Origin of the sequence: Bartonella sp. 220B, assembly GCF_026930205.1 — a bacterium.
Taxonomy (GTDB): domain Bacteria; phylum Pseudomonadota; class Alphaproteobacteria; order Rhizobiales; family Rhizobiaceae; genus Bartonella.
The window spans coordinates 41,151-54,353 of record NZ_JANHOI010000002.1; the positions used below are offsets into that span (position 1 = coordinate 41,151).

The 13,203-nt window shown below is 38.0% G+C and carries 10 protein-coding genes and 1 pseudogene; 4 read left to right on the forward strand and 7 right to left on the reverse strand.

Annotated features, from left to right (window positions below; all coding sequences use genetic code 11):
* Window positions 1–873: 873 nt before the first annotated feature.
* Genes NPX99_RS01835 through NPX99_RS01845 form a run of 3 tightly spaced genes read right to left on the reverse strand, consistent with a single transcriptional unit; the run spans window position 874 to window position 3,442 of the window.
* A complete protein-coding gene (locus NPX99_RS01835; RefSeq protein ID WP_269030070.1) occupies window positions 874–1,800 on the reverse strand; it encodes a metal ABC transporter solute-binding protein, Zn/Mn family in 927 nt (308 codons plus the stop codon).
* Between the two features lies 1 nt (window position 1,801).
* Complete coding sequence (locus tag NPX99_RS01840) at window positions 1,802–2,683, reverse strand: metal ABC transporter permease (protein ID WP_269030071.1); 882 nt, start codon at window positions 2,681–2,683, stop codon at window positions 1,802–1,804.
* Between the two features lie 3 nt (window positions 2,684–2,686).
* Window positions 2,687–3,442, reverse strand: coding sequence for an ABC transporter ATP-binding protein (locus NPX99_RS01845; RefSeq protein WP_269030072.1), 756 nt, complete (start codon window positions 3,440–3,442; stop codon window positions 2,687–2,689).
* Window positions 3,443–4,138: 696 nt separating this feature from the next.
* On the opposite strand from NPX99_RS01845, the gene nrdH reads away from it, so the two are divergent.
* Genes nrdH through nrdF form a run of 4 tightly spaced genes read left to right on the forward strand, consistent with a single transcriptional unit; the run spans window position 4,139 to window position 7,879 of the window.
* Window positions 4,139–4,363 carry a glutaredoxin-like protein NrdH gene (nrdH, locus tag NPX99_RS01850; RefSeq protein WP_269030073.1) on the forward strand — a complete coding sequence of 75 codons (225 nt, stop codon included), beginning with the start codon at window positions 4,139–4,141 and terminating at the stop codon, window positions 4,361–4,363.
* A complete protein-coding gene (nrdI, locus tag NPX99_RS01855) occupies window positions 4,363–4,761 on the forward strand; it encodes a class Ib ribonucleoside-diphosphate reductase assembly flavoprotein NrdI (protein WP_004862115.1) in 399 nt (132 codons plus the stop codon). Before nrdH ends, nrdI begins: the two co-directional genes overlap by 1 nt.
* Complete coding sequence (gene nrdE / locus NPX99_RS01860) at window positions 4,743–6,893, forward strand: class 1b ribonucleoside-diphosphate reductase subunit alpha (protein WP_269030074.1); 2,151 nt, start codon at window positions 4,743–4,745, stop codon at window positions 6,891–6,893. The genes nrdI and nrdE overlap by 19 nt, the downstream gene beginning before the upstream one ends.
* An 11-nt stretch (window positions 6,894–6,904) precedes the next feature.
* A complete protein-coding gene (gene nrdF / locus NPX99_RS01865) occupies window positions 6,905–7,879 on the forward strand; it encodes a class 1b ribonucleoside-diphosphate reductase subunit beta (RefSeq protein ID WP_004862111.1) in 975 nt (324 codons plus the stop codon).
* On the opposite strand, the gene prmC is transcribed toward nrdF, so the two are convergent.
* From prmC to secA, 4 genes and pseudogenes are all read right to left on the reverse strand, one after another.
* Window positions 7,876–8,742: a peptide chain release factor N(5)-glutamine methyltransferase gene (gene prmC, locus NPX99_RS01870; protein WP_269030075.1), complete on the reverse strand. Its 867-nt coding sequence runs from the start codon at window positions 8,740–8,742 to the stop codon at window positions 7,876–7,878. The genes nrdF and prmC overlap by 4 nt on opposite strands.
* A complete protein-coding gene (prfA, locus tag NPX99_RS01875) occupies window positions 8,723–9,817 on the reverse strand; it encodes a peptide chain release factor 1 (RefSeq protein WP_269030076.1) in 1,095 nt (364 codons plus the stop codon). The genes prmC and prfA overlap by 20 nt, the downstream gene beginning before the upstream one ends.
* Before the next feature lie 169 nt (window positions 9,818–9,986).
* Window positions 9,987–10,486: pseudogene (locus NPX99_RS01880) on the reverse strand (Fur family transcriptional regulator).
* Window positions 10,425–13,142 carry a preprotein translocase subunit SecA gene (gene secA, locus NPX99_RS01885; RefSeq protein ID WP_269030078.1) on the reverse strand — a complete coding sequence of 906 codons (2,718 nt, stop codon included), beginning with the start codon at window positions 13,140–13,142 and terminating at the stop codon, window positions 10,425–10,427. Before secA ends, NPX99_RS01880 begins: the two are co-directional and overlap by 62 nt.
* Between the last annotated feature and the right edge of the window lie 61 nt (window positions 13,143–13,203).

Sequence of the window (13,203 nt, forward strand, 5' to 3'; positions counted from 1 at the left end):
GTGAGAGTTTTTCTCAGTTAAAGGGATCTATCTTGTAAACATCTGATAAAAAACAAAATGTTTACAATAAGCAAAGCAGAAGAAAAGAGTGAAGGATACAGGCAATAAATGTCATTCAGTTATAGCTATTGCAGTAGCGGTATTTGAATTTACTTTTTTCAAGAGAGCATTTTAGTTTTTGTATCCTGGACTTTAATATTTTGGTCACGATAATTTTGAGCGATTTGTTTGTATTCTAATTGTGTGAATGCCTCCTAAAACAGATTTTTTATTTATCGAGAAGTTGTTGCTTTTTGACCCTCTTTAAAGGGTTCACAAAATTATCCTTTGGATTTATATTTTACAAGCTGCTTAGCGTTTTGATTATTAGAATGGAGGAAATCATTTTTGGGCGTTACCAGTATCTCTTGGTCTATAATCAAAGTGGCTTGAAGCTTGATTTATGAAGAGTTTCTACAGGACTAAAAATGGAGAAATTATTCATGCAGTGATGTTAGGTTGAGGGTAAAGACAATTTTAAAATAGAATGTATCATTACGCTATTTTTTTCTCACGCTTGTTTGACGGATAATTCATAAACTTTTAAAATTAAGAAACTAAAATAAAAAACACTTTATGATCGCATCATTTCAATTGTTTGCTATTAATACTACTATCGTATGTGGAATTGTTTATGTTTTTCCGACTTCATTATAAGTACAACAGAACAACAAAATCATCCATAATCCCGTTTATTTGATCATCTCTTTGGTATAATTTCCTATGCATAAATTATTTGAATGTCGAATATTACTTGAGCATAATTGGTAACATTATATAAATTCCAAAAACTATGATTTTACGCATTTTTTTCTGCTATTTTGCAGCTTTATCTTAATGTTTTGTGATTGCATCGATAATGGTATTTACATTATGTTCCATCATATCGAGATACGTTGCAGCAGGTCCATTTTCGTCCGACAATGCATCAGAATATAGTGTTCCACCAATTTTCAAACCTGTTTCTTTTGAAATTTGTTTTATGAGACGAGGATTAGAAATGTTTTCCACAAACAGTGCGGCTGCTTTATTCGCTTTAATTTGTTTAATAAGTTTGGCTACATCGGCTGCTGTTGCTTCGGCTTCTGTTGAAGCACCTTGGGGTGCAAGTATAATGAATCCGTATTCTTGAGCAAAATAGCCAAAGGCATCATGGGATGTGATAATAACACGCTTATCTTTGGGGATAGTAGCAATCTTTGTTTTAAGTATTTTTTGTGTTGCTTTTAGCTTTTTAATATAGATTTCAGAATTTTTTCTGTAGCTCGCACAGGATTGTTGATCGATTTTACAAAAAGCAGTAGCGATGTTTTTGATATAGATTTCAACATTAGGGATAGTTTGCCAAGCATGTGGATCAATATCGTTGTGGTGGTGATGTTGTTGGGCACTTTGTTCTTGATTTTTAATTTCGAGGGATGAAATATTATTACTCACTTCGACAAGACGTGCTTTTGTATCACTTGCTGTGATGAGGCGGTTGATGAAACCCTCTAAATGAAGTCCGTTGATAAAAATAATATGGGCATTTCTAAGAATTTTGGCATCATGAGGGGTAGGTTCATAAGTATGGGTGTTCGCATTAGGGCCGATAAGAGTGGTCATAGAAATATGATCACCTCCTACATTTTTCACCAAATCTGCAAGAATAGAAAAACTTACGACAACGTTAATCTTATTATGGGCAGAAGCAGAAAATGGAAAAATGGTAAATACTAAAAGAGTTTCGAGAAGGACCAATTTTTGAATAAATTTAGGCACATTATTTCCTTAAGGTGAAGAGGGATGTATAAAAGAGATGGGGAAACCATGCTACAATAAAACCGCGTGGACTTACTAAGCAGGAAAGAAGGTACATAAATCCTGCGGCAATAATGATAGAAGGACCAGAGGGAAGCGACAGATGAAAAGAAAGCAGTAGCCCACAGATGCTTGCGATGGTTCCTAAGAAAACAGAGAGTATGCAAATGGGTCCCAGACGGGAAAGCCAAAAACGCGCTGTAATAGAGGGAATCATCATAATGCCAACAGAAAGTAATGTTCCGAGTGATTGGAAACCGCCAACCAAATTCAATACGACAAGCCCGAGCAGTAATATATGAACATACTTACTCAACGGAGAGAGAGATTTAAAAAAGAGAGGATCAAAGCTTTCTAATACAAATGCGCGCCAGAAAATATACAGACTGCACATTGTGATAAGCATTATAACGGTGATGAGCAAAAGAGCTTGCGTATCAAGTGCAAGCACTGAACCAAATAAGAGATGGAGCAGATCAATCGCTGAATTTTTAAGTGAAACAAGAATGACGCCCGCTGCAAGTGCAATAAGATAAAAGACGGTCATTGATGCGTCTTCTTTTTGAAAGCTATTTCGTGAAATTAAGGCGGTTGCTAAAGCAACAACAACGCCAGCTAAGATGCCGCCAAGTGTCATAAATATGAGTGAGAAACCACAAAAGAGAAAAGCAGCTGCAACACCAGGAAGAATGGCATGGGATATAGCATCTCCTATTAAACTCATTCCGCGGAGCATCAAAAATACACCAACAGGACAAGCGCTGGTAGACAACAAAACTGAACCAAGAAGGGCGCTTTGCATAAAATGAAAATCAACGAAGGGAGCAAGAAAAAATTCGTACACGTTTTATACCCTAACAGAGCAAGAATCATTGAGAGGAAAATGTGGTTTTAAAGCGCTAAGACACAAAGAGTTGGATGTGAGAGAGGATATAACGTGATGAATGTTGTCATCGAAAAACTGTGTTGTTTCTCCATAAAAGGCGTTTTGTTTGTTAATTTGAATCATTTGTGGAAAATATTCTTGCACGACGAGGGGGTCATGGAGTGCTGTAAGAACTGTCCGTCCTTGTTTTTGCCAATGTGTGATCAAGGCAAGAAGGTCTTTTTGGGTACTACGATCTACACCATTGAAAGGCTCATCAAGCAATATAATATCAGCATCTTGTACAATAATACGTGCAAAAAGGGCGCGTTGTAATTGTCCACTTGAGAGTGTATCCAGTGAACGGGATGCAAGTGTCGTAAGCCCAACCATTTCAAGTGCATTCTGAATTTTAGAGTAATAAGGGCGCTGGTTTTTCCATAATCCACAAAAAGACCATAATCCCGTTTTGACAAGTGCTTCTACATCAATGGGAAATGTTTGATCTATATCACATTGCTGCGCAAGGTAAGCAATCTGGCTTTTCTTCTGTTGTTTTGTGATTTTACCTTTGAGAGGTTTAATCAATCCTGCGATGGCTTTCAGTAATGTAGATTTTCCGGCACCGTTATCACCCATTATTGCTACCAACGAACCGGCTTTTAACTTTGCGGAAAAGTCTTTTATAGCTATCCTGCTCCCATAACCTAATGTTGCACTATCAAAATGCAGTCCCATAATTTATACCACCTTTGATTATTGATCTTTGAAAGTTATGTAATAATATAACGTTTGTCAATAAAAATGTTATATTATTACATATGTGTTGAGAGTTAAAATATCAGTGAGAAGATCGTGGACAATTCAAAATAATAATTGAATTTTCCTTGACGAAAAAGAGAGTGTGTATACTATATATAGTATCAGAATGATTGTTGATTCTAAATAAGCACAAGTGAGGGTGAAGTGTGTTTCGTTTGGTATCTAAGTTATTTCCGTAATATATCATTAAAGAGTTTATTGACAAAAAGGAGAGGTGTGTCTCTATGGGAGTATCTCTCTCAAAGGAATCTCCTTTTATTTTCGTCATTGGTTTTTGTCATGAAAGAGTAAAACTAAGCTATGGGAAGTAGCCCGGGGGTGTTAGTTTTTCAGACAGTAGGAGGGAATTGTAATGCAAGCAAAAGATTGTTTTAAACTCAGAGGGATTTGCCATTTAAGTTATAGAATGATTGCTTATTTTCATCATAATTTTTGAATTATTTGATGGGGATTGCTGTTGTGTTCAGGAGGCTATGTGATATTGACAACAGGTATAGCCTCCACATGTGTTTGTGTACAATTTCTGTTTTTTGTTATCCTTGAGTATTTATGAAGTTATCAGAATAAACCCTTTAGGGGTTTGATTTGTTAAAATTTTGAAAGTTGAAGAAAATGCCGGTCACTATTTATAGCAAACCATCTTGTGTTCAATGTGATGCTACGCGCCGTGCCTTTGATGCTAAAGGTATTCATTATCGTGTAGTAGATATTTCCCGTGATGAACAAGCATATATTTTTGTTCAATCTTTAGGATATCGTCAAGTTCCTGTCGTAGTTTGTGGTGAAAATCATTGGTCTGGATTTAGACCAGATATGATTAGCGGTCTTTGTGTTTAATGGGACTTATTGTTTATTATTCGAGTGCAACGGGTAATACTGAACATTTTGTCTCTCAGCTTGGTCAACGACTTTTCAAGATTGATAAAAGAAAACCATCTGTGTTAGTTGATGAGCCTTATGTGTTAGTTGTTCCTACATATGCAGATGGTGAAGGGAGAATGGCTGTTCCAAAAGCCGTTATTCGTTTTCTCAATGAGGTAGAGAATCGCAAATTAATTCGTGGTGTTATTGGTGGTGGGAATCGCAATTTTGGTCGCTATTATAATTTAGCGAGTAAGATCATTTCTGAAAAATGTTTTGTACCTTGCCTTTATCGTTTTGAGCTACGTGGAACTGATGAAGACGTTATTTGTGTAAAGAAGGGATTGGAAAGATTTTGGAAACAATCGATATAGAACAATCGCAGAAATCAGGACAGATCATGGATTATCACGCATTGAATGCAATGCTTAATCTTTATGATGAAAATGGTCATATCCAATTTGATATGGATCGGCTTGCCGCACGGCAATATTTTCTCCAGCATGTTAATCAAAACACGGTTTTTTTTCACAATCTTAAGGAAAAAATAGACTATTTGATAGAGGAAGGTTACTATGAAAAGGCTTTGTTTGAGCTTTATGATTTTTCTTTTATCAAAAAACTTTTCAAACGTGCTTATGCATTTAAATTTCGTTTTCCTACTTTCTTGGGTGCATTTAAGTACTATACCAGCTATACACTGAAGACTTTTGATGGGAAGCGTTATCTTGAGCGTTATGAGGACCGTGTTTGTCTTGTTGCTTTATATTTAGCACAAGGGAATAAATCTCTTGCTGAGATTTTTGTAGATGAAATTATTACAGGTCGGTTCCAACCAGCGACTCCGACATTTTTGAATGCGGGCAAAAAACAACGAGGCGAATTGGTTTCGTGTTTTTTATTGCGTGTTGAAGACAATATGGAATCGATAGGACGTTCGGTCAATTCCGCTTTACAGCTTTCAAAACGTGGTGGAGGTGTGGCGCTTTGTTTAACCAATTTGCGGGAGGCGGGGGCACCAATCAAGCAAATAGAAAATCAATCTTCAGGTGTATTACCTGTGATGAAACTTTTAGAAGATTCTTTTTCGTATGCCAATCAACTTGGTGCACGGCAAGGGGCTGGTGCTGTTTATTTACATGCACATCATTTAGATATTATGAAGTTTTTGGATACAAAGCGCGAGAACGCTGATGAGAAAGTCAGAATTAAAACTCTTTCGCTTGGTGTGGTAATACCTGATATTACTTTTGAACTTGCACGTAATAATGAGGATATGTATCTGTTCTCACCTTATGATATTGAGCGTGTTACAGGAAAACCCTTTAGCGATATTTCTGTGACGGAACATTATCGCTCTTTTGTTGATAATGCAAAGATTCGTAAAAAGAAAATAAGTGCACGTGTTTTTTTCCAGACATTAGCGGAAATTCAATTTGAATCAGGTTATCCTTATATTTTATTTGAGGATACTGCCAACCGAACGAACCCGATTGCAGGTCGTATTAGTATGAGCAATTTATGTTCAGAAATTTTACAGGTGAGTGAGGCGAGTGAACTGGAGACAGATTTAACTTATCGCACTATTGGAAGTGATATATCCTGTAATCTTGGTTCAATGAATATTGCAAAAGCAATGGAAAGTCGTGATTTTGGGCAGACGGTAGAAGCGGCTGTTCGTGCTCTTACGGCTGTTTCTGATATGAGCAATATTGCTTGTGTTCCTTCGATTGCCAAGGGCAATGCTGAGAGTCATGCAATTGGTTTGGGACAAATGAATCTGCATGGTTTTTTAGCGCGTGAACAGATTTATTATGGCTCTCCGGAAGCGATCGATTTCACCAATATCTATTTTTATATTGTGACGTATCATGCAATACGTGCCTCCAATTTAATTGCACGCGAACGTCAGCAGGTATTTGCGGGATTTGAGAAGTCAACTTACGCAGATGGCCGTTTTTTTGCAAAATATCTTGAGAAAGAATGGAAGCCGCAATTTGCGATTGTACAGGAGCTTTTTGCGCGTAATAATATTGCTATACCAGACCAAAAGGATTGGCAGGAACTCAAGAATTTAGTGGTTGAATATGGGCTTTATAATCGCAATTTGCAGGCTGTTCCTCCCACGGGTTCTATTTCTTATATTAATCATGCGACATCTTCTATTCATCCGATTGCTTCAAAGATTGAGATTCGTAAAGAGGGAAAAATTGGGCGTGTTTATTACCCCGCTCCTTATATGGATAATACGAATTTGAATTTCTATCAGGATGCTTATGAGATTGGCCCTGAAAAAATTATTGATACCTATGCTGCTGCTACACAGCATGTGGATCAAGGTCTTTCATTAACGTTGTTTTTTCCTGATACTGCCACCACGCGTGATATTAATCGTGCACAAATTTATGCTTGGAAAAAAGGCATAAAGAGTATTTATTATGTACGATTACGGCAAGTGGCGTTGAGTGGAACACAAGTAGATGGCTGTGTTTCATGTAGTCTATAGGAGTTAATCATATGACAAAGATTACAACAAAAAATCCTGTTGTTTGTGCTGTCAATTGGAATAGATTGCATGATGAGAAAGATCTTGAAGTATGGAATCGCTTAACTGGAAATTTTTGGTTGCCTGAAAAAGTTCCGCTTTCTAATGATATCCCCTCATGGTCAAGTTTGACGGAGGAAGAACGCAAGTTAACGATTCGTGTTTTTACAGGGTTAACGCTCTTAGATACCATTCAAAATACTGTAGGAGCCATTTCACTGCTGGCTGATGCGATAACAGAGCATGAGGAGGCTGTTTTAACGAATATTGCCTTCATGGAAGCAGTTCATGCGCGTTCTTATTCTTCTATTTTTTCAACCCTCTGTTCGACAGTAGAAGTTGATGATGCGTTTAGGTGGTCAGAAGAAAATGTTCATTTGCAGAAAAAAGCAAGATTAGTGCTTGAGCGTTATGAAGCAAATGATCCACTTAAGAAAAAAATTGCTTCAACTTTATTGGAAAGCTTTTTATTTTATTCTGGTTTTTATTTACCCATGTATTGGGCAAGTCGCGCTAAATTAACAAATACAGCGGATCTCATTCGGCTTATCATTCGTGATGAAGCTGTCCATGGTTATTATATAGGCTATAAATTCCAGTTAGGATTTGCAAAACTTGATGAAGCCAAAAAGCAAGAAATTAAAGATTTTGCTTTTAATTTGCTCTTCGACCTTTACAATATTGAATGCAAATATACTGAAGATCTTTATGATGCACTTGGATTGACAGAAGACGTTAAAGTTTTTCTTCATTACAATGCAAACAAAGCCTTAATGAATTTAGGTTTTGAAGCTCTTTTTCCCCCTGAGGTTTGTCGTGTTAATCCTGCTATTTTAGCAGCTTTATCACCAAGCTCTGACGAAAATCATGATTTTTTTTCAGGAGCGGGCTCTTCTTATGTTATTGGCAAGGCGGTTGCTACCACGGATGACGATTGGGAGTTTTAAGGATTGCGTGTAAAAAGAAGTGCGCGGGGTATATCATTGAGATCTCTACGCATTTCTAAACACTGAAAGCCATTTTGTTCAAATAAATTGCAAACTTCTTTTTCTTGAGAGTGACCAATTTCGACAGCAACAAAACCCTTTGCGTTTAAGTAATTCGCGGCTTCATGAGAAAGTTTTCGATAAAAATCAAGACCATCTTTTCCACCAATCAAAGCGCGTAATGGATCATAAAGACGCACTTCCTTTGCAAGGTATTGAATATCTGCTTCTGGAATATAAGGTGGGTTAGAAATAATAAGATCAAATTGATCTGTGACAGAATGAAACCAATCACTGAGGAGGGGGGTAAAGCGGTTTATCACTTCTGCATTTTTTGCGTTGTTTGTGGCTGTTTTGAGCGCACCTTCAGAAATATCGACAGCGACTGCGTAGGATTGGGGCATGTGTTTAAGAATCGCAACAGCAATAGCACCACTTCCTGTTCCCATATCAAGCAATGTTATTTTTTCTGATTTTTCACTATGTTTTTTGAGGTATGGTAAAACAAGATCTACGAGCGTTTCTGTATCAGGGCGTGGTTCTAAGGTCTCTTTGGAGAGTGCGAAAGATATACCATAAAATTCTCGTTTTCCAATAATACGATAGACTGGTTCTCCGGAAAGGCGTCGTTGTACAGCATGTTTTAATTGTGTCATTTGTTCACAAGAGAGGCCCAAATCTGGTTGGGAAATTCTATCAAAGGCATTTGTACCTGTTATCCATTCAACAAGTATTTTTGCCTCAAGATTAGCTTCAGAAATTCCTTGCATATGCAATTTTTTTTGCGTTTTTCGGATGGCATCATTAAGAGGGTACACGTTCATCCTTGTTATCCATTTCCATAAGGAGTGCGGTCTGATGATCGGAGATGAGTGCATGAATAAGTTCATCAAGATCTCCTTCTAGGATGCGGTCAAGCTTATACAAAGTGAGATTAATACGATGATCTGTAATACGTCCCTGAGGAAAATTATAGGTACGAATACGTTCCGAGCGATCACCAGAGCCAACTTGGTTTTTGCGGGAAGCTGAACGTTCATTTTCTGCTTTTTGTCGTTCGATATCAAATAAACGTGCACGTAAAATTTGCAGTGCACGTGCACGGTTTTGGTGTTGTGATTTTTCTGCTTGCACAACCATAATTCCTGTTGGAATATGCGTGATACGAACAGCTGAGTCAGTTGTATTAACATGCTGACCTCCTGCTCCAGATGCACGCATTGTATCGATGCGAATGTCTTCAGGACGAATTTCGATATCAATTTCCTCAGCTTCTGGAAGTACGGCAACAGTAGCAGCAGATGTGTGAATACGTCCACTTGTTTCCGTTTCAGGGATGCGTTGCACACGATGGACACCTGATTCAAATTTCAGTTTAGAAAAGACACCTTTACCCGAAATGGTTGCAATAATCTCTTTATATCCACCAACTTCTCCTTCATTGAGGGAAACGACTTCAACTTTCCAATTATGCATATTGGCATAACGTTCATACATGCGAAAAAGATCACCGGCAAAAAGTGCTGCTTCTGATCCACCTGTTCCTGCTCGAATTTCAATAATAGCGCTTTTTTCATCAGCAACATCTTTGGGCAAAAGAAGAATCTGGAGCTCTTTTTCAAGTTGTTCCATCTTCTGGCATAATAATGGTAGCTCTTCTTGAGCAAGATTACGCATCTCTATATCTGTTAGTTTATCACTGATGAGAGTTTCGAGTTCTGTACTCTCTCTATAAAGCGCATTTAATGCGCGTATGGAAGCAACGATCGGTTGTAGTTCTGCATATTCAGAAGCAAGTTTTACATATGTTTCAGCATTGGGATTTTCAGCCATTTGGCTTTCAATTATTTCAAAGCGTTTTTCAAGCTGTCTCATACGATCTTGTGGCAAAGAAACCATGATAATATTGGCCTAATTTTTTATAATATTGGTAATTGATTATTTTATAGCATTAGCTAAAAGAGGGTAATAAAGCAGAAAAACTTTCTTGCCAATGAAAACTAGATAAACTTGTATAAAATCCCATTTGTACGAAGCGTTTTTTAATGACACATACGAAAATAGCTCTTTAAGAGTTACGTTTTTTCCCATAAAGTTCAAGACGATGATGAATAATATCATAGCCAAGGGACTTGGCGATTTCTTGTTGCAGTTTTTCAATAATATCAGAGTGAAATTCAATGACTTGCCCTGTTTCCACATCAATGAGATGATCATGATGATGCCCGTCTGCTTGTTCAAAACGAGATGGTCCACCACTAAAGGTATGGCGATGAATTGCGCCATTTCCTTCTAATGTTTTCATGGTTCGGTAAACGGTCGATAGCGAAATACTCGCATCTATTTTGTGAGCGCGCTGAAAAATTTCAAACGCGTTCGGATGGTCATTGGTATCAGTCAAAATATCGAGAATAATACGCCTTTGGCGTGTTACTCTTAAACCCGCAGTGCGTAATTCCTGCTCATAATTTCGCTTTTCATTCATCTTTTTCATTGTGTTTGTTGTTCAAACAAAAGCTCCATGACAGTGTTTGTATTTTTTCTCTGAACCACAAGGGCAACGTTCATTACGTCCCACTTTTCCCCATGTCGTAAAATCGTTAGGGTCACGGTCTTTCGGATTAACAAACCTATTTTCTTGTGACCGCGTCCAAAAAGTTGAACTACTTTCCTTATCTTGATCGTTAACTACAGAAGAATCAGTATTGCTTTGCTCATCTATAAATGGTTCTGCAGGTTGTTGAACGATTTCAAAACGCATAAGTTTAGAAGTCACGATTCTGCGCAAATTTCTAAGCATGGTCTGAAAGAGTTCAAAGGACTCTGTTTTATACTCATTGAGTGGATCTCGTTGCGCATAACCTCGAAAACCAACAGCGGAACGTAAATGATCTAAACTTACCAGATGTTCACGCCATAGCGTATCAATAGTTTCAAGTAACACGGCTTTGTGAAAATAAGCCATTACTTCTGGAGAGTAACGTTCAGTCCGTTCATTTTCAAGTTTTGTAACAGCATCTGATATGCGCTCTAAAATTTGTTCTTCAGCAATTCCATCTTCTTTTGCCCATTCTTCTACTGGAAGCTCAAGATTGAAGAGTTGATGAATTTCCTCTTGAAGCGCTTTTACATTCCATTTTTCAGAATATGTTCCCAGTGGGATATAAGCTTCCACGAGGTCCTCAATCACTTCATTGCGCATTTCAAGGATCATATCTGTTAAATCATCTGAATTCATGACTTCCATACGCTGTTCAAAAATAACTTTGCGTTGGTCATTCATGACATCGTCATATTTTAACAAATTTTTACGGATTTCAAAATTTCGTGCCTCTACTTTTTTTTGCGCTTTTTCGAGGGCTTTATTAATCCACGGATGGGTAATGGCTTCATTTTCTTTCAATCCAAGTTTTTGCAACATGCCATCCATGCGGTTTGAGCCAAAGATACGCATAAGATCATCTTGAAGCGAGAGAAAGAATTTTGAGCGACCAGGATCACCTTGGCGACCAGAGCGACCACGTAGCTGGTTGTCAATACGACGGCTCTCATGGCGTTCCGTAGCAATGACGTAAAGACCACCAACAGCGAGTGCTTTTTCTTTGAGGCGTTTAACATCTTTTTTAATTTCTTCAATTTTAGCTGCTCGTTCTTCTCCATCAGGCATATCTTGTAATTCTTGTCGGATACGCATTTCGACATTACCACCAAGTTGTATATCAGTACCACGCCCAGCCATGTTGGTTGCGATGGTTAAAGCTCCAGGAACACCTGCTTGCGCAATGATGTATGCTTCTTGCTCATGATAGCGGGCATTTAAGACTCTAAAATCAGTAATACCCTCTTTTCGCAAACGTTCTGCTAATTGTTCCGACTTTTCAATAGAAGTTGTACCAACAAGAATAGGCTGTCCTTTTTCGTGTGCTTGATGGATATCACGCACAATAGCACGATATTTTTCTTCTTCTGTTCGATAAATTTCATCATCTTCGTCAAGACGCTGTACTGGTAAGTTGGTGGGAACTTCTACAACTTCAAGACCATAAATATTACTGAATTCTTCAGCTTCTGTCGTGGCAGTTCCAGTCATTCCAGATAATTTTCTATACATACGGAAGTAATTTTGAAAAGTGATAGAAGCAAGTGTCTGATTTTCTGGCTGGATCGCAACATGCTCTTTAGCTTCTAGGGCTTGATGAAGTCCTTCAGAATAACGCCGTCCTGGCATCATACGCCCTGTAAATTCGTCAATAATAACAATTTCATCATTGCGAACAATGTAGTCTTTATCACGAACAAACAGTTTATGGGCTTTTAGCGCGTTATTGACATGGTGGACGATAGCAACATTTTCTATATCATAAAGACTTTCACCTTTAAGATGTCCAGCTTTTTCAAGCATTTTTTCAATTTTTTCAGTACCAACTTCAGTAAAAGTTGTTGTCTTTTGTTTTTCATCTATTTCATAGTCCTCTGGAGTTAAGGCCGGAATAAATGTATCGATAAGGTTATAGAAGTCCGTACGATCTTCTAGAGGACCAGAAATGATAAGGGGGGTACGCGCTTCATCAATAAGAATTGAATCAACTTCATCAATAATTGCGTAATGATGTCCACGCTGAACCATTTGATTACGGTCAAAGGCCATATTATCACGTAGATAATCAAAGCCCAATTCGTTATTTGTTGCATAGGTAATATCACATGCATAGGCTGCTCTGCGGGCATCATTATCAAGATCATGCAGAATCACGCCCGTTGTTAACCCTAGAAAACTAAAAATTTCTCCCATTGTTTCTGCATCACGGCTAGCAAGATAATCATTTACCGTAACGACATGAACACCTTTTCCTTCTAAAGCATTGAGATAAATTGGCAGAGTTGCCATTAATGTTTTCCCTTCACCTGTGCGCATTTCAGCAATGCCACAGTCATGGAGCACCATTCCACCAATGAGCTGTACATCAAAAGGACGCATATCATAAACACGTTTTGCTGCTTCACGAGCAGTTGCAAAAGCTTCTGGTAGGAGTCGGTCAATGCTTTCACCTTCTCTGAGTCGTTTACGAAATGCGTCAGTTTTTTGACGCAGTTGCGCATCGCTTAATTTCACGAATTGTTCTTCCAAAACATTAATTTGTGCAACTTTTTGGCGAAGAACCTTGAGACGTCTCTCCTGAGCTGAACCAAAAAATTTACGTGCAAAGACACCTAAACCGACCATCTCTGGTCCTTTCTTTTAATTGTTATTACTCTCATTGGGTTGTTCATATGCCATCCCCGTG